The following is a 16,969-nucleotide window of genomic DNA, read 5'->3' on the forward strand; positions in this document are numbered from 1 at the left end:
GGGCTTTGCTGACTTCTCACAGTTCGTTGTTACTAGGCAAATGAAACCTCTGTGAGACCTCCACGCTTAAGGTGTGCGCTCTTTCTCTCCATATATCCGCCGCATTTACTCTGCTACTATAAATGTGATAGTTATTAGACTTCGTTGTTTTCAGCCAACTTATCTCTCGTAGCCTAGCCTTATATGCGATTTCTGTCCGTCGGACCAGAGATTTGCTTACAGCTTCCTTCAGATTCCACCTCACGATGGACACCCTTGCTGTTCGGCTATACACTTCCCACTATCTGGGCGTGTTCGGGACTTGCACCCGTTAGAATGCGCCCATGGCGCGCAAACTGAAAAGTCCGGACTCCATGAAAATGAAGTCCGGATCAATGCTCATTCAGATCGGCAAGATAACTCCGAAGTTGCCCCTCTAGAACCAGATCAGCAAATTCATTCCCATAAGCGCCGCCAGAAAGACAAGATTCCCCGCCGTAAAAAACGCGATGTATTTTCCCTTGCGCTCTCCGGCCTCCTTGGCTACATGCTTATAGGAAATGAGGCTGGCCATCGATGCAATCAGCGTTCCCAGCCCACCCAGATTCGTCCCGACGATAAGCCCCGCCATATCCTCCGTAAATCCCGATAACAGCAGCGCCGCCGGTACGTTGCTGATCACTTGGCTTGCGATAATGGCGGTATAAATCTCCCTTCCGGCAATGATGCTCTGCAAAAAGGCGCGGAAAGCCGGAACTCTCCCCACGTTTCCGATAAAGATGAAGAATCCCACAAAGGTCAGGAGAAGGGAATAATCCACCTTTGTAAGAATACGCCTGTCTGTTGCCAATATTGTGATAAGCACCACGACGAAAATCGCCTGCCACGGCAATAGATTCCCCACGGCCAGCAGACAGAACAAAAACAGCGCAAGATAAAGGGCCAGCTGATAAACGTCTCTTTTTCCTACCGGGGAAAGCTCCTGCGAAGAGGTCTCCTCTAATTTCGGAAACTGGGGACAGGCTCTGCCTTGCCATACACAAAATGCTACCAGCAGCGCCAGTGACAGCAGGGTATACGGCAGCATGAGCAGAAAAAACTCCCCCATCGACACCCCCGCCTTTCCGTAAAGATACAGGTTTTGCGGATTGCCAATGGGAGTCAGCATACTGCCCAGATTCGCCCCGATGGTCTGCAGAACCACAACCGGTACAAGAAGCCGGTTCTCCAGCTTGGTTCCCAGCATACGAAGCACAATAAACGTAAACGGCACAAAAGTAATGAGCGCAACGTCGTTGGTAATCAACATACTGAAGAAAAAGCAAAGCAAAACCAGAGTCAGAACCAAACCGCTCCCACTTCTTACCTGCCCCAAAAGTTTTTGAGCAATCCGGTTAAACACGCCGATTTTCTGCAATCCTGCCATGACGCACATAAGACAGAACAGAATCGCCAGCGTTCTGAAATCAATATATCCCAGATAGTCCCCGTCTGGCGGCATCAAGAACATCGAAAATACCGCCAGCATAAGCGCAACGCACAGAACGGTTTCTTTTTTGAAAAATGCCAATAGCTTCTTCATCTCAAGTCAATTCCACAAATCATCCAACGTTTTTGCAGCCATAATTGTCTTATAAGAAGAATATCTTGGAGCCTGAGGAGCCATACCTTTCGCTTTTCCCAAAGAAACCTTACTGATTCCCCTTACCGTACCAGGTTTAAAAAGCACAATATACTTGTTGGTATCCTTATATTTTTCAATTCTTTCCACTTCCGCAATATAGGTAATTCCAGAAACAGGCGCTACCTGATATGCTGCAATATATTTGATTTTATCAATCATCGCGCTGGAAATTCGGATTGCAAACCAACAATTATTTTTCAAAAACTCTTCGTTAAATCCATCCTCTCTGGCCGGTACTACAATCGTATCCAACTCGTCCGCATCAATATTGGAGGGCAAATCCGTCATAACTTCATCCTTAAACGGGGAAAAACGATGCAGCTTTTTATCTCCGCATACGTATGTCTGTGCCTCGATCACTTCCGTTGACATGGTCAATTGAGCCATCACATGGTATAACTCATCTGTTGCTTCATCGATAACAATAATGGCAGCCGGCTTATTTTCAAAAATCACTTTATCCAGCAGCTCATTGATATTGTCGTATTTTGACTTTGAAAAATAGGCGGCCAGTTTTTGCTTTTTGCCGTCATCTTTATTCACTTCAGAAAGAAGACTATTTTTAATTTTATACTTATCCGTTTCTGTAGAAATGCCAAATCGGAGAATTTGTTCGCCTATGTGGCCATATACATCATGGCGATTCAATTCGACTTCTACCAGATAAAGACGAGGGTCGTTATGGAACGTCAGGTCCAAGAAATATCCGTCGGGTATTGTCGCGCCTTTCTTTGGCGTGCCAATCAACTTTTTAATATCAAAATAAATACCCGTTGAGCCGAAAATTTTATCCGCATTCGCAACAATCATTTTTTCAAAATCTGCTTCTTTTAAATATGTATATTGCGTATAATCCGCACCCGTATGGTCAATGATTTTATACATACTATTCTCCTCCTCATCGCCACCAGTTACATCCTGTCACCATCCGGATTCCGTTTCCAGCTGTTGTCTCAACTGTTCTATGTTTCCATCCTGGATGGCGCTGATATTTCTTGCGATTTTTTCCTTCGGCCAGTTCCACCACTTTATTTCCAATAATGCGGCGATGATCTCTTCCGGAAATCGTTTCTTTATTGGCTTTGCCGGGACACCGCCAACAATCGTATAGGGCGGAACATCCTTTGTGACAACCCCGCGGGCTCCAATGATTGCTCCGTCTCCGATCGTGACTCCGGCCAGAATAACAGCTTCATAGCCAATCCAAACGTCGTTTCCTATGACAATATCGCCTTTATGGTCCCATGCCTTCGTTACGTCTTTCTTTTCTAATCCCCACTCCTCAAAAAATAATGGGAACGGATACGTCGATAAGGAAGATAACGCGTGATTGGCGCTATTAAAAAGAAATTTCGCGCCGCAAGCAATGGAACAGAATTTTCCAATCTGCAATTTGTCATGGTTTATCGGGTAATGATATAAGACGTTGTTTTTCTCAAACAGTGTTGGATCATTTACAAAATCATTGTACATCGTAAACTCTCCAACCGTTATATTGGGATTCGTGATTACATGTTTCAAATAAATTGTTTCTCTATCTCCCGTGCGGGGATAAATCTGTTCTACTGGAATAGTCATTTAAAATCCTCCTGTTCATTTGAATGATGTCTAGGCAACTATTCCAGATAAAGCAATGCAAAGCTTCACCAAAACCACCTCTCTTTTAAACAAAAAACAATAACTATTGACATCTTTATAAAAATCACGTTCTTCATTCAGCAGTTCAAATATTAGCTTACGCCAAGTCAACACAGGCTGGTACGAACTAGTCACCTACATTTTACACGCCATTGGACGAATTATTTCTGATAGTATACATTATTACTCTCCGTTACAAACGCGAAGGCAAATGTTTTTTAAATCACGTGGGATTTCTAATGACCCGTCATACTGTTTCTCTTTTCCAAATGTACATTTATATACTTTAAAAATCTTTTCAAATCCAATTTTATAGCTTTCTTCACTATCTAAATTACTTCCCCCAAATTTACAGACCGCTCTATGTATGCTTCTAACATTCTTACACAACTCTTCAAATATTTCGCCTTGGTCATATATAAATTCGTTTTTCTTTTTTTGACTGACAATGTCTAATACCTGTATTATTGGAACAAATATCGAAAGTATACACCCGTGTGCAAGGTAGTCACAATAGTTTTGTTTGGATGTTGAGTTCATGTTTCCCTTAAATATTATAGTGTCTCGTAACGATAAATTATAATATTCACTTAAATCCTCAACAATTTGCCTTACTAAATATTGGCCATCATTTGTCTGCAATATATCATTAGCCTTTAAATGTTTCGGAATCTCAGGAAGGTATATATTTATATCAAAAAATTTATTTAAATACCCTGTCGAATCAAATGACTCTCCATAAAATTTTGAAATCGTATGTACTAATTGCGCCTTATTTAAAGATGCAATAAAAATTATACGTTCGTCATCAAAATAATGTTTTATGCGTTCCAACATCTCAACCGCATAGCTTGGTTTACATCTATCTAATTCATCAATAAATATAACTAGCTTTTGGGAATTTTCAATTAGTATTTCATTTAATATTTTCTTTACTGTGTCTTTAAGTTCTTCCGCTGTTTTTATTTCTTCCAGTATATCTTTTCCAGTAAAACTTTGTTTGATTTTCTCAAAATCACCTGATATCTGAACAAACGGCAGTGATAATGTACAGGAAGATAGCAAGGATATCAATGTATCTCCTCTTGACTTTGTATTTATTGTTGTTGACACATATTTTTCACACTCTTTTATAAGTACATATAACAAAGACATTAAAGGATCAGTATGACAATCATATAGCCATGCATTATAATATATTGGAAAATATGTATTTTCCATGTTTATGGATTTTAATACTGACTTAGAAAATGTCTCTTCTAAATCCGATACATCTTGTTCTAATCTTTTTTTTGACAAATACTTTAATGTCATCTCTATTTGCCGTATATAAAAAGTTTTGCCTTCTCCCCATTTCGCATCCAAACTAATAAATACATTTGTATCAATTAAATCCAAACCTTCGATAAAATTTTTTATAGAACTAGCTCTGGAATATGTATCATTTTCTATAGCCCTCTTAATAAAGTCATCTGTTGCCTCTATATTATATTTTTTATATTTCTTCATATTGTTATTTCCTTTTTCATAATTGTATTTCCCCTCTATTCGAAATGCCCCATGCAGTCCGTTTTGCAAACCGCATGGGGTACCTTCCATTGACAAGGGCATACATGCCACTCTATTCCTTCTCGTCTGCGAATCCCTCCAGACAGAAACCGTTCCTTACACCGTCACATTAAACAAATTTCGGAGCTGATTGGCAATATCGTCGCTGGTAGCGTTTAACGCTGCCGCCTCATTGATATCCGATAATTCCTTCAGTTCTCCGTTTTTATCACTGTAATTATAGCCGATCGTATAGACGGGTACCTGCATTCCCTCCACGATAGGCGTCACACGATCCAGGCTGTAGCCCCCGTTTTGCTCTCCATCCGACAAAACAAACAGCATCAGCTTTGCGTCAGGAACCTCCTTCGCCTTTTCGGCAAGCATATGCAACGCCACCAAAACCGCATCGTAAGTAGCCGTACTGCCGCCGTCCGACAGGTTCTTGACCTCCCCGGAAAAATAAGCCTTTTGGGTCGCGTCAAACTGTCCAATGGGCAGATTGATCGTAACGTCGCTGGAATAACTGACCAAGCCAACATAGTGTTCCGAACCGATGTAGGAGGACGCGTTGATCAGGGACGATTTCAAAGAATTGAGTGGTTCTCCGCTCATCGAACCGGAGATATCGGCAACAAAAACGGCAATAATCGGCTTACCGCCGTTTTTATTCTGCTTCCAGACCTTCTGGGCTGTCAGATAACCGGTGCCATCCAATCCAGGTTCCTGAGAAACATACTCATCATGGCGGTTGAATCCCTTCTCTGTCGCAAGCTTTTGGCTGTCCTCCGACAGGCAATAGTCCACAAACAGCTTGGCCGCGTTCTTTTCTTCCTCGGAACAGTAGTCAAAGGTATAGACCGGATGGTCATGGCGGATACCCGCGGGAATATAGACATAATCCGCCAGCTCCGGCGTATTGATATAAGCCTGCTCTTCCATCACCATTGCGTTGATCACGCCCTTGGAAGCCTGATTGCGAAGCACTGCTGTGGTATAAGCCACGGGCGGAGAGGACTTTTGGTATTCCAAAAGTTTTTCCTGAGCCGTGCTGGACAACGGGTTCGTATCATCAAAGGCTTTCAGCATCGCCGTTAAGATATTCAGGCCCGTACTGGACGTATAAGGGTTCGTGTAGGCAAAGGTCAGATCTCCCGCCAGCGTAGCGTCCAGAACGTTGGACAGCGTAGGTTCCTTGTATTTGTCCACGAAAGAATCATAGGCTTCCTTTTTGATCAGGATGCCCGCCGTATTTCCCGCGATACGGTCCGTAAGAGCAATCGTCCCGATACCGGACGATTGGAGCATCTTCCCCCAGGCATCGTTGGACGGAACAAAAAGTTGAGGCTGATAAACGCCGGCCTTCATATAGGTGACAACCTCGCCGGAAGTAATCTTCCTTACGGAAACCGTAACCTTTTTGTCGCCAAGCATATATCCGGCCTTATTAAAATTCTGCGCCACAATATTCATCCAATCATCCGGGGCTTCCGCCGATAGTTCCGTCGCGGCAGCGATTTCCAGATTGATATCGCCGTTTCCTGTAACGGTGATGGGGAAAGTAGAGATATCCGCCAACGCATCCGCCTCGGAAACTTCATCCGAATAAATGTCCAAAACTGGTTTTGTCACTTGGGAAACCTTAATTTTTTTCAGCATAGAGTCCATTTCCGTTTCGGCATCCTCATAGCTGAGCGCGTTTTTATTCCGCTCGGTTCTGACAGCGTCGTCCCCGCAGCTTAGGCAAGCCGTCGCCAGGACGCCCGCCAGAATAAAAATCGATAAATAGGTATAGAGCGAGCCTTTCTTCTTGCGTTTTTTCATCGTCACTTTTCCTTTCTCCAGTCATCCTCAATCGAAGATAAAATCGTAGATTTATAGATATCCAGCATTTCCATGCTATTGTCATCTTCCCCTTGCTTATTCAGAAATTCCGCCAGCGCAAAGAGAAACTCCTGGACCTGTTGAAGCTGTTTCTGCCCCTCTTCATGACAGATCTGCAGCTTGTCCTGGACCAATTGAACATCCTTCGCCTCGTCGGAATCCGCCACATCCATATAGTTTAACACCTTCCGGACATTCTTACAGAGATACTGTTCCACCCGGTCTAAAATATCCTCGGTATTTGCCAGAGCGTCCGCTCCATTGGCATCCAGCAGGTGCGATAACTTCTCCTGATGCTCGTCCATCATATCCAGCTGCATCTTGATCTGCATCAATGGCTGCGAAAGAGAACTCCATTTTTGCGCGGCATATTCTTCCAATAGCTCTCGAACCTTCTGCGAATCCATCTTTTTCGAAACCGACAAAACCTCTTTGTGCTTGTCCTTCTCCTTCTGGCTTTCCTGAAGTTTCTCCTGATCTTGCGCCAACGCCGCCGCTCTGTCCTTCTGCCATCTTTGCTGCCGGATCCAATCTGCTATATATAAACCGATCGCAATAAGGCTGACAATAGCGCTTACGGCAAAAACTCCATTCCGCAGATTACGGAAAAATCGAATCCCATAATTGATGATCAGACTGTGCCTGCTAAGGTATAAAAAAAGGCATGCCAGGCCAGATATGCCCACGGCAAGTACAACATAGATGAGTTTTACTTTTCTTTTTCTGTCTGGCATCGATCCAGTTCTCCTCTCAACGTATCCTGCAGCCGGATAATCTCGGCCATATCACTCATTTCCTTCGAATTTTTCACCTGCTCCCCCACCAAATCCGAATGAGTCAAAAACTCCTTTAAAAGATTTTCTTTCTGTCCCAAGACGATACGGTTCTGAGCGATCATTTGCAGCGTTATCGCAGCACTTTTCTGCCGCTCTGCTTCCGCTGGCTCAAAAAAATGGCTCTCCCCGGCATACGCCGGCTTCTCATACTCCAGCTCTTCCTGGAGCTTTTGCAGCTTCTCCGCCAATCGCTTGCAGCGCTCCAACTGAACGCGGCACTGCATATCAAACATCTCCTGAGAAATTGTCCCATATACCGCAATCACATATTCTTCGATATCTTCGCTGATGTTTAGCAGCTCATCTGTAAAAACCGCGGCCTGCTGCTGGCATTTTCTTATACTCATATCTTTTAATAAATGTACTCCATTTTAATTATACTGTAGGATTTCCGTATGTCAACAAGGATAGAGAAGATCACCGCCGTTCCACTCATCCGTTCACTTCTGTCTGAAATTGCAATAAAAGGAATTCTCAGCAAAACACTTATCCTTTTTTTGTAATACACGCAAACAACATTTCCTTGAACATTGTTTTTATAAAACCGCATGATATAATGATAAAAAAGCGCCTTCAATTAAAAAAGTAAATACTGAAAAACGCCACCCGGTTCTCTCCGCACCAATACGCAAGCCCACAGGCCTGCGCCATACGGTACGCATCGATACAGTAAGCCGACAGACAGGAAGCAATTTTTTCCGGTACCCGGCAGGGTTCTCCCTGAATCTTCGCGCATACCTTGCAAAGAGAGCACGGTCCCGCCATCACGGGAAGCCCTTCCACGCCTGCTTTTTGGAGCTGTTCCACGAGAGAACGTGAAATCTGATTATGCACCCGGCGTGCTTCTTTGGTCTGCGCCGGGTCCATGACAGATTCCACTGGCTGGATCGTTTGGAGTACCAATGCTTTCCGATATTTTTGTACCCGCGCCTCCATCTCCGCCGGAGTGCCGCAGTCCGGCGGGCAGGCATAATTCACCCCGAAATTCCCGCAAGTGTTTTCCTCACAGTAACGGCGAAGCGTTGGGTCAAAGACCAAGTTCTCCCGGTCCGTCACTTTAGCATGAAGAAAACCTGCGTCCAACGCCATTTGAATCAAAACCTGTTGTTCCATTTCATCCTCCGTTTTATCCATATTCCGCTCTATTTTGGAACTGATACAGTACCTCAAAACTCCGTGTTCGATTTTACTAATTCGTCAAAATTCCGGACACACTACCCTAATAAAGAATGTGGAACGAGAAAGGAGTCATTCCTATGAAAGTAAAAAGCCTCCTCCTAGTCCTTGCCGGAAATACGCTGGTCGCCTTAGCGGTTGTCCTCTTTCTCCTTCCGGGAGGAATGATCACCGGCGGTGCCACCGGACTGGCCATCGCCGTCAATCACTATTTTGATCTGCCGCTCTCCCTGTTTCTTTTTGTTTTCAATCTGATCATGTTTCTACTGGGCACATTTGTCTTAGGACGTGGCTTTGCCCTTACCACATTGGTGAGTACCTTTTATTATCCATTTATTCTGGAAGTTCTGCAAAACAGCGGTTTATCTTTTGAACTGACCAGCGACCGGATGTTATCCACCATCTGCGGAGGCTTGCTGATGGGCTTCGCCCTCGGCATCGTCATTCGAACCGGCGCCTCCACCGGCGGCATGGACATACCGCCTCTGATCTTAAAGAAAAAACTGGGGATTCCTGTTTCCATCTCCCTCTATGCCTTTGATATTGCGATCCTTTTACTTCAGGCCTCCTTTTCTGATAAAGAACAGATCCTTTACGGAATTCTGCTCGTCCTGATTTATTCCATCACTCTGGATAAGGTTCTAGTGATCGGAACTGGCCAGATCAAAGTAGAGATTATCAGTCAGGCTTATGATGAAATCAACCAACTGATCTTAAAAGATCTAAACCGTGGTTCTACCTTAATCCAGGCAAATACCGGCTATCTGCGGAAAAATCAGCCACTGGTCTTGACGGTCATGTCAAATCGGGAACTCGTCCGCCTGAACCGCCTGGTTCTAACGGTTGATCCGGAGGCATTTCTTATCATCAGCCAGGTAAAAGAGGTAAAAGGACATGGCTTTTCGCTAACAAAAGAGTATCGCCATCATCCCTCTGACCAACCATTACCGCAGCCCGAAGATCACATCAACGTCTAACCCCATTTTATTCGAATTAAAGAAAGAAAACAAGGGACAAAGAGTTCCGCTGTGCGGAGCCCTTTGTCCCTTCGTACTCATATGTAATCTTTACAGAACTCTTTTTCTAAACTGCCATCAAACAACTGCTTTTATCTCCTCAGTCATTGGTCCAATGCAGCTTGTCCAATACATAAAAGGCCAAGCTCATCAGCATTCCGACCACGCAGGCCAAAACCATTCCTTTTAGCTCTACATTTCCGAGCTTTAACGTAATACCCGAAAGGCCCGTAATGAAGATCACAGAAGTCAAAGTCAGATTCCTCGACTTTCCATAGTCTACCTGGGAATCTACCAGAATCCGAAGGCCGGAAGTTCCAATCATTCCGTATAGCAGGAAAGAAATTCCTCCGATGACCGGACCAGGAATCGTACTGATCAAAGCAGCCAGCTTTCCAAGGCAGGAAGCGCAAATGGAAAGGATTGCCGCGCCTCCGATGACCTGTACGCTGTAGACTTTGGTAATCGCCATCACGCCGATGTTCTCACCGTAGGTCGTGGTGGGAACCGCGCCTACGCAGCCCGACAGAGCGGTAGAAAAGCAGTCCGCAAAAATGGTGCGATGCAGTCCCGGTTCTTTCAGCAAATCTTTTCCTACGATTTTACTCGTCACAACCTGATGCCCAATATGTTCAGAGGTAACTAATAGCAAGGCCGGCAGGATCGTAAGAATCGCCTCCATGTGAAACTTCGGGGCCTGGAAATTCGGAAGGGCAAAAAAGGAAGCCGCCTGCACTTCGGTAAAATCCAAGATTCCACAGCACGCAGCCGCCACATATCCGGCGACAATCGCGATCAAAATCGGAATGACCGAAAGGAATCCGCGAAACAGCACCTGCCCTAAGACGGCGACGCCCAGCGTAACCAGAAAAACGATCACATTGCGAATCTCGATCTGCGCATCCAATAGCCCTGCGTTGCTCGCCGCGCTTCCGGCCAGTTCCAGGCCAATCAAAGCAACGACTGGTCCCATGGCCGCCGGCGGAAGCACAATGTCAATCCATTTGGTGCCGCATTTATAGATAATGAGAGCAATGATCATACCGCATACGCCCAGAACCACAAATCCTCCCAGCGCGTATTGGTATCCAAACTTTCCGATCACCAGCGTCGCCGGGGCAATGAAAGCAAAACTGGACCCCAGATAAGCAGGCGCCTTGCCCTTTGTGATCAGAATGAACAGCAGCGTTCCCACACCATTCATCAACAGGACAATCGCCGGGTTGATCTGGAACAGAAACGGTACCAGCACGGAAGCTCCGAACATCGCAAACATATGCTGGATGCTAAGCGGAATCAACAGTTTTGCAGGAACTTTTTCCTCGATTTGAATCGTGCGTCTTTCCAATGTGTTACCTCCCTTTCTCTTGTCGAATATTACCAAAAGTTAGTGTATCACATCTTTTCTCCCCTGACAATGCGGATTTTCTGAAAAATCTTCCCAAAGAAAAATTGGCAAACGCGGTAGAGTCCATCTAAGAGCCACGCGCCCAAAAACGAGCAGACAAATACCGCCGGCACAATCACCAAAAAGTACGGCAGCCGACCGGTCATCATCGGTACTCTTTCATTTAAAATAGGATAAAATTGCTGATCAAAAATCCAGGACAACAGATAAATCCCAAGAGAAAGCCGAGATACGCACGCCATACCCTTTTTCAAGATAGCGGGCAGCCGTTCCAGGGAGAGACTCTGCAGCCAGATAAACAAAAGAATCGTAGAGATTACATTTTCAAATCCATACCAGTCCGCATACATCCCCCACTCATATTTTCCGCCTCCGCTTCGATAGATGTTAAAGGCAGCGCAGAGCACAATCCAGATCACATAGGCAGCCAATACAAGGTGCTTTTTCTTCAGACGGAGCGGGTACTCCCTGAGATAGCAGCCGATAAAATAATACATCCAAGGGTAGCAGTGCAGCCAGTACGTGGTGACAAAGTAACTGGAGATATTGATCAGGCTGCTCAGGCTGGTCAGAACAAACAGTGTTAAAATAAGAATCTGTTTCTGACGCTTGCCGGCCAGATTCCGGTAAATCAAGTTCAAAAAGGGAATCAGAAGAAACAGGCCGATATACATTTCTACATACCAAGCGTAGGGCGCGCCGGTAAAATCCAGCAAGTCCTGTATCGCCGTATGCCAGGTATACGACGTACCATGCCGCGAGGCATATACCATACAGCAAAGGCTGGCCGCCAGATAAAAAAATAAAGAATGGAGAATGCCCTTATAATACCGCAAACTTAAGCTTTTTTCCGCCATCAGATACCCGGTCGTTATCAAAAAAAGCGGTACGCAAACCATACATGCCGTACGCATCGCCATCATCAGATACATCCGCTCCCCCTGTACCGGAGTATTATAAAACTGATTGTTCAGAAAAAAATGTACGGAAAGAACTCCCAGAACCGCCATACATTTTGTTAAATCAATATTAACATTCCGTTCTCTTTTGTTCATTTTGCTCCCCCCCTTTGTCAAAAAAGGCTGCCAGAAACTTTTATCCGGAAAAGCGCCTTCCCAGCATCCATTCCGAGACAAAACTTCTGCAGCCCTTATTCCCTTCTCGCCTAATCTTCCGAATACAGGAAGCGCTCCTGATAGAACGAAGACTTTTTAGCCAGCTCCGCATCCAACGGCGGCAAACTGCTTCCCATCTTTTCCAGCAGCGTCTCTTCTTCCGAAAACAGATTAACCCCCAGGCCAACCCGGTTTCCCTCGATCGTTGCTCCCAGTCCTCCCAGGGTAGTAGCCATCAAATCCAGCGTCGTGCAGCTGCGATTCCCTTCTATCGCCGGCAAAACAGAAGGATTGATAAAAACATCGTAAGCACAGCGGCAGTACCCCTCCGGCACGCCATTGCAAAAATCGCTGTCCATGGTTAGATGATCCCCCACCAGAACGATCATCGTATCCTTCCCGAATTCCTGAGCCTGAACCCATTCGACAAATTCGGCCAGCTGACGGCTGGAACACGCCATCACATTTGCGTACTGGTTTTTACCGAACTCATCCCGGCACAGATCACACACATAGCCGTCCTCGAAGTGGGTATCCATGGTCGCCATAGTCAGGTTGAACGGCTGCTCCTCTTCCGCCAGCTGCAAAAGTTTCTCCTTCGCGAAAGCAAAGAGCTTGGCATCCTCCATCCCCCAAAAAACATAGTAATCCTCCGGAATTTTTCCTTCTGCTATGGCCCAGTCATAATCACAGATCTCATAGTTGCCATGTTGGGTAAACCAGTTGCTCGTCCCGCCAAATCCGGCGGAGGCGCCAGACATAAATACATTCCGATACCCGTTTTCCTCCAAGATCTCTCCGATACTGGTGACTGCAGGCATAAACCGTTCATACAACCCCATGGAATTTGCCTCTACTGGGATCAAAAAGGGAAGTCCACTTGTCTGGCAGACCATGGAGGCAATGGTCCAGCCGGTTCCGTAGCAAGGCCGGTACCCTCCCCCGTCCACCGCGGAGAAACTCACGTTTTCCTCCGCCAGCTTTGTCAATTCCGGAATGCAGTTAAAATCAAAAGCTCCGCCCTTTTCTTTGGATTGATATGTCGTTTCCATCGATTCCAGAAAAACATAGATCAGATTTTTCTTTTTCTCTGGAAAGGTAATCGCAATCGAATTCGGGTCGACAAAATTTTCTTCAATCACATAGGACTCTTCCGACTGATAACGGATGTATTCTACGACCCCCAGCTGGTCAACGGCATACCAAAATCCGCCGATCAAAACAATCAGCGCCAGAAGCGGCATTCCCCAAAAACGGAATGCATTTTTCCATATCTCCCGTTTGATTAAAATTCCGATGGCCACAGATAAACCGCCCACAAGAACCAGTGGAATAAACAGACAATGGAATAAAACCTGCAGAACATAAGATGAAGACATTCCGTCCATCGGACTGGTGATCTGAAAAATGATCTGTTCAAATGTCGGTTCGTTATAATAATGATTGACAAATATCGCCGAGGCGACGGCAATCACTCCCAAAAGCGTAAACAAAAAGCAGATCGCTGCCAAAATCTTCTTCTTTTTATCTTTCATTGCGCCCCCGTTTTTAGCTGTGCTGTCTTATCTTTGTTGGAGCTTACTCCAAAACAAGAATTAGTATATCACAAAACACCAGGGAATCGCAACCGGAGATTCCTTTTTGCGACAAAATTCCCGCCCTTACGTTTCCGTATACCGCTCCCGAATCTGCTCCCGCTGCGCCTCATCCAGTTCCACCCACTCCACATAAGGCGTATGGCAGACCACCATCGGCCTGCCGCACTCGTAACAACTGGCTTTTAAATATTTCGACACCACCCGCACTTTTCCACACTTCGGGCAGATAAATACTCGAATCATACGTCTTCCCCCTGATACCGGGAATTTTCCCTCCCTATTATTATACATAAAATTACAAGAAGAGAAAGACTTGCTTTTTCTTTTTTTTTGTAATACACTGGTTCATAGTTTATATCCGGTCGAATAGAGGCATGATATATAGAAAACACGTACCTTCCGTTGATAAGGACGCTATTGTCAACGGAATACCAGCTCTGGAGGATTTATGAAAACCATTTTAGAACAAATTACGGCGGCGATGGAAGAAGCGTTTGAGGCCTGCGGCTACGAATCTCGCTTTGCCAAGGTCAGCCTGTCCAACCGCCCGGATTTATGCGAATATCAGTGTAACGGAGCATTGGCGGCCGCCAAGACTTACCACAAAGCGCCCATTCAGATTGCGTCCGACGTCGCAGAGAAGCTGCAGAATCATCCCATGTTTCTCGACGCTGCCGCGGCAGCTCCCGGCTTTTTAAATTTAAAACTTTCCGGCAATTACCTGGCCGGCTATTTAAACCGGATGATGCAGGAAGAGCGTCTGGGCTGCGAGCCTATCGGCGCAGACAAGAGCGTCATCATTGATTACGGCGGCCCCAACGTGGCCAAGCCCTTGCATGTGGGCCATTTGCGCGCGGCTATCATTGGAGAAAGTTTAAAGCGAATCTATCGTTACAATGGATATCAGGTAATTGGCGACGTGCATCTGGGAGACTGGGGCCTTCAGATGGGCCTTATCATAGAAGAAACCAGAAGCCGTCACCCGGAACTTCCTTACTTTGACGAAGCCTTCACCGGTGATTATCCATCGGATCCGCCTTTTACGATTTCTGATTTGGAGGAAATCTATCCTACCGCCAGCGCGAAGGCGAAACAGGATGAAACTTTTGCCAAAGCCGCCCATGACGCTACAGTAAAGCTTCAAAAAGGAAATCCCGGCTATCAGGCTATTTTCCGCCACATTTTAGCGGTATCCATCGCAGATTTAAAGAAAAACTATGCGCGCTTAAAGGTGGATTTTGATATCTGGAAAGGAGAAAGCGACGCGCAGCCCTACATCCCGGATATGATCGAGAAGATGAAACAAGACGGCCTGCTCTATGAGAGCCAGGGCGCGCTGGTGGTCGATGTCAAAGAGGATACGGATACCAAGGAGATTCCTCCGTGCATCGTTCAGAAATCAGACGGCGCTTCCCTCTATGCCACCACAGACCTGGCCACTCTGGTGGAGCGGGAAAAACTGTATCATCCGGACGAAGTCCTCTATGTGGTGGACAAGCGTCAAGACATGCACTTTACGCAAGTTTTCCGCACCGCCCGAAAGGCGAGCATCATTCGCCCGGAAACCAAATTGACCTTCCTTGGCTTCGGCACCATGAACGGCAAAGATGGGAAACCGTTTAAGACAAGAGAAGGCGGGGTCATGCGCCTGGAACATCTGATCCGCGATATCAATGAGGCTGTTTACGCCAGAATCATGGAAAACCGAGAGATTTCCGAGGAAGACGCCCACGAAATTTCCCAAATCATCGGCTTGGCCGCTTTAAAGTACGGAGACCTGTCAAATCAGGCGACCAAAGACTATGTCTTTGATGTCGACCGCTTTACCTCCTTTGAAGGTAATACCGGCCCTTATATTCTCTACACCATGGTCCGAATCAAATCCATCCTGGGGAAATATCGGGCTGCGTCGGGAAATGCAGAGCTTCCAAAGGCGCTGAGCGACGCCAAAAGCAGCAGTGAGAAAGAGCTCCAGCTTTTGTTATCCCGCGCCAATGATGTAATTGCCGCAGCCTGCGCTGAGATTGCTCCCCATCGGCTGTGCCAGTATATTTATGAAGTCTCCAACGCCTTCAACAAATTTTATCATGAAACCAAGATCTTAGGAGAAGAGGATGGCGAGAAGCAAAAGGGCTGGATCGCTTTGCTGTCCGCTTCCTTAACCGTTCTTGCAGACTGTATTGATCTTTTAGGATTTGAAGCGCCGGAAAAGATGTAAGATCTATGGCGTAAAGTGGGAGGATTCCTCATTTCTAAGGAGTCCTCCCACTTTATTCTTCTCTCATATTCCACCCTTACCTTCCATTCTCATATGGAAAGATGTGCTAATTCCAAAGTTTTTTTACCGCCGCATATCCGACCATGCCAATCACCGCTCCCAATGTATTGAGTAGGATATCGTCCACGTCAAATTCTCCTAAAAGAGAAAACAGCTGCGTCGTCTCCAAAAATAGGGAAAAGAAACCTGCGCCAAAAAATGTTGGCAATAGATACTTGCGGCCCCTGCGCAGCATGGGTACTAAGACGCCAAAAGGGAAAAATGCAGTTACATTATATACCAGATTGGCAAAAGCAATATCCGGAATTTTATTCCAATGCTTTAAATACAGACGGATCATCCGAAAAGGGATGAAATTTGCCGTCTCTGCATGGGTTCGGACCGCATCCAGACTCCAATGAGCCAAAATCTCCCGCGTTCTAGCCCCACCATGCTTAAAAACAATCAAATCCACCAGAACAAGCAGATAACACACAAATACCGCCCACAAAATCCAGTGGAACATCTGCCTATTTTTTCTTCTCATTTCTCTCCGCTTGCGCATCCAACCGACGGTTCCTCCAATATAAGGTACAATCAATGGAAACCAGGATCAGATCCAGAACATAGAAAGCTACTACATAAGTCACATTGCCAGCGGCAAATTTGGACGCGATGCCACAGAGATAGCCCAACATAATCATATACATAAATCCGACGCTGCGGCCCTTTGCCGTGCGGGAACGTATGGATTTTACGATGTTAAACGGCCAGGAACACCCAAAACAAATGAGCATGGTTATTTCCAAAAACTGTGCCATATCTATACT

General features: G+C 45.7%; 16 protein-coding genes. 2 read left to right on the forward strand and 14 right to left on the reverse strand.

The window, feature by feature from the left end:
* Positions 1-415: 415 nt before the first annotated feature.
* From ACCC71_RS12090 to ACCC71_RS12125, 8 genes are all read right to left on the reverse strand, one after another.
* The gene (locus ACCC71_RS12090) at positions 416-1,561 is read right to left on the reverse strand and encodes an SLC13 family permease (RefSeq protein ID WP_434309878.1); all 1,146 of its coding nucleotides are present in this window, start codon (positions 1,559-1,561) and stop codon (positions 416-418) included.
* Positions 1,562-1,567: 6 nt separating this feature from the next.
* Positions 1,568-2,548 (reverse strand): hypothetical protein, encoded by a 981-nt coding sequence (locus tag ACCC71_RS12095; RefSeq protein ID WP_434309879.1) that lies wholly within the window; start codon positions 2,546-2,548, stop codon positions 1,568-1,570.
* Positions 2,549-2,584: 36 nt separating this feature from the next.
* Complete coding sequence (locus tag ACCC71_RS12100) at positions 2,585-3,241, reverse strand: CatB-related O-acetyltransferase (RefSeq protein WP_434309880.1); 657 nt, start codon at positions 3,239-3,241, stop codon at positions 2,585-2,587.
* Positions 3,242-3,484: 243 nt separating this feature from the next.
* Entirely contained in the window at positions 3,485-4,912 is a 1,428-nt protein-coding gene (locus ACCC71_RS12105; protein ID WP_434311857.1) for a KAP family P-loop NTPase fold protein, read from the reverse strand.
* Positions 4,913-4,966: 54 nt separating this feature from the next.
* On the reverse strand, positions 4,967-6,673 hold the full coding sequence (locus ACCC71_RS12110) for a VWA domain-containing protein (protein ID WP_434309881.1): 1,707 nt from the start codon (positions 6,671-6,673) through the stop codon (positions 4,967-4,969).
* A gap of 2 nt (positions 6,674-6,675) precedes the next feature.
* A complete protein-coding gene (locus ACCC71_RS12115; RefSeq protein ID WP_434309882.1) occupies positions 6,676-7,467 on the reverse strand; it encodes a hypothetical protein in 792 nt (263 codons plus the stop codon).
* On the reverse strand, positions 7,443-7,916 hold the full coding sequence (locus ACCC71_RS12120) for a hypothetical protein (RefSeq protein ID WP_434309883.1): 474 nt from the start codon (positions 7,914-7,916) through the stop codon (positions 7,443-7,445). The genes ACCC71_RS12115 and ACCC71_RS12120 overlap by 25 nt, the downstream gene beginning before the upstream one ends.
* 226 nt (positions 7,917-8,142) lie before the next feature.
* A complete protein-coding gene (locus ACCC71_RS12125) occupies positions 8,143-8,682 on the reverse strand; it encodes a DUF2284 domain-containing protein (RefSeq protein WP_434309884.1) in 540 nt (179 codons plus the stop codon).
* Positions 8,683-8,825: 143 nt separating this feature from the next.
* On the opposite strand from ACCC71_RS12125, the gene ACCC71_RS12130 reads away from it, so the two are divergent.
* Positions 8,826-9,722 (forward strand): YitT family protein, encoded by an 897-nt coding sequence (locus tag ACCC71_RS12130; RefSeq protein ID WP_434309885.1) that lies wholly within the window; start codon positions 8,826-8,828, stop codon positions 9,720-9,722.
* Positions 9,723-9,861: 139 nt separating this feature from the next.
* On the opposite strand, the gene uraA is transcribed toward ACCC71_RS12130, so the two are convergent.
* From uraA to ACCC71_RS12150, 4 genes are all read right to left on the reverse strand, one after another.
* A complete protein-coding gene (uraA, locus tag ACCC71_RS12135; protein WP_434309886.1) occupies positions 9,862-11,109 on the reverse strand; it encodes a uracil permease in 1,248 nt (415 codons plus the stop codon).
* Positions 11,110-11,156: 47 nt separating this feature from the next.
* Positions 11,157-12,224, reverse strand: coding sequence for an acyltransferase (locus ACCC71_RS12140; RefSeq protein ID WP_434309887.1), 1,068 nt, complete (start codon positions 12,222-12,224; stop codon positions 11,157-11,159).
* Between the two features lie 110 nt (positions 12,225-12,334).
* A complete protein-coding gene (locus tag ACCC71_RS12145) occupies positions 12,335-13,819 on the reverse strand; it encodes an LTA synthase family protein (protein ID WP_434309888.1) in 1,485 nt (494 codons plus the stop codon).
* Positions 13,820-13,945: 126 nt separating this feature from the next.
* Positions 13,946-14,125 carry a hypothetical protein gene (locus tag ACCC71_RS12150; RefSeq protein ID WP_434309889.1) on the reverse strand — a complete coding sequence of 60 codons (180 nt, stop codon included), beginning with the start codon at positions 14,123-14,125 and terminating at the stop codon, positions 13,946-13,948.
* Positions 14,126-14,330: 205 nt separating this feature from the next.
* Between ACCC71_RS12150 and argS the strand changes: the two genes are divergently transcribed.
* Positions 14,331-16,100, forward strand: a complete 1,770-nt coding sequence (gene argS, locus ACCC71_RS12155) for an arginine--tRNA ligase (RefSeq protein ID WP_434309890.1) — start codon at positions 14,331-14,333, stop codon at positions 16,098-16,100.
* A gap of 106 nt (positions 16,101-16,206) precedes the next feature.
* On the opposite strand, the gene ACCC71_RS12160 is transcribed toward argS, so the two are convergent.
* Together ACCC71_RS12160 and ACCC71_RS12165 are read right to left on the reverse strand one after the other, a co-directional pair.
* Complete coding sequence (locus ACCC71_RS12160; protein ID WP_434309891.1) at positions 16,207-16,686, reverse strand: VanZ family protein; 480 nt, start codon at positions 16,684-16,686, stop codon at positions 16,207-16,209.
* A complete protein-coding gene (locus ACCC71_RS12165) occupies positions 16,670-16,960 on the reverse strand; it encodes a hypothetical protein (protein ID WP_434309892.1) in 291 nt (96 codons plus the stop codon). The genes ACCC71_RS12160 and ACCC71_RS12165 overlap by 17 nt, the downstream gene beginning before the upstream one ends.
* Positions 16,961-16,969 lie beyond the last annotated feature (9 nt).

The organism is Hominifimenecus sp. rT4P-3, from assembly GCF_051055405.1.
Classification (GTDB): Bacteria; Bacillota; Clostridia; order Lachnospirales; family Lachnospiraceae; genus Pseudolachnospira.

Bases quoted from the DNA above. Each gene is read 5' to 3' on its own strand.
- ACCC71_RS12140 (WP_434309887.1), bottom strand. From the start codon at position 12,224: ATGAACAAAAGAGAACGGAATGTTAATATTGATTTAACAAAATGTATG.
- ACCC71_RS12160 (WP_434309891.1), bottom strand. From the start codon at position 16,686: ATGAGAAGAAAAAATAGGCAGATGTTCCACTGGATTTTGTGGGCGGTA.
- ACCC71_RS12145 (WP_434309888.1), bottom strand. From the start codon at position 13,819: ATGAAAGATAAAAAGAAGAAGATTTTGGCAGCGATCTGCTTTTTGTTT.
- ACCC71_RS12100 (WP_434309880.1), bottom strand. From the start codon at position 3,241: ATGACTATTCCAGTAGAACAGATTTATCCCCGCACGGGAGATAGAGAA.
- ACCC71_RS12125 (WP_434309884.1), bottom strand. From the start codon at position 8,682: ATGGAACAACAGGTTTTGATTCAAATGGCGTTGGACGCAGGTTTTCTT.
- ACCC71_RS12150 (WP_434309889.1), bottom strand. From the start codon at position 14,125: ATGATTCGAGTATTTATCTGCCCGAAGTGTGGAAAAGTGCGGGTGGTG.
- ACCC71_RS12105 (WP_434311857.1), bottom strand. From the start codon at position 4,912: ATGCCCTTGTCAATGGAAGGTACCCCATGCGGTTTGCAAAACGGACTG.
- ACCC71_RS12110 (WP_434309881.1), bottom strand. From the start codon at position 6,673: ATGAAAAAACGCAAGAAGAAAGGCTCGCTCTATACCTATTTATCGATT.
- argS (WP_434309890.1), top strand. From the start codon at position 14,331: ATGAAAACCATTTTAGAACAAATTACGGCGGCGATGGAAGAAGCGTTT.
- ACCC71_RS12115 (WP_434309882.1), bottom strand. From the start codon at position 7,467: ATGCCAGACAGAAAAAGAAAAGTAAAACTCATCTATGTTGTACTTGCC.
- ACCC71_RS12090 (WP_434309878.1), bottom strand. From the start codon at position 1,561: ATGAAGAAGCTATTGGCATTTTTCAAAAAAGAAACCGTTCTGTGCGTT.
- ACCC71_RS12165 (WP_434309892.1), bottom strand. From the start codon at position 16,960: ATGGCACAGTTTTTGGAAATAACCATGCTCATTTGTTTTGGGTGTTCC.
- ACCC71_RS12130 (WP_434309885.1), top strand. From the start codon at position 8,826: ATGAAAGTAAAAAGCCTCCTCCTAGTCCTTGCCGGAAATACGCTGGTC.
- ACCC71_RS12120 (WP_434309883.1), bottom strand. From the start codon at position 7,916: ATGAGTATAAGAAAATGCCAGCAGCAGGCCGCGGTTTTTACAGATGAG.
- ACCC71_RS12095 (WP_434309879.1), bottom strand. From the start codon at position 2,548: ATGTATAAAATCATTGACCATACGGGTGCGGATTATACGCAATATACA.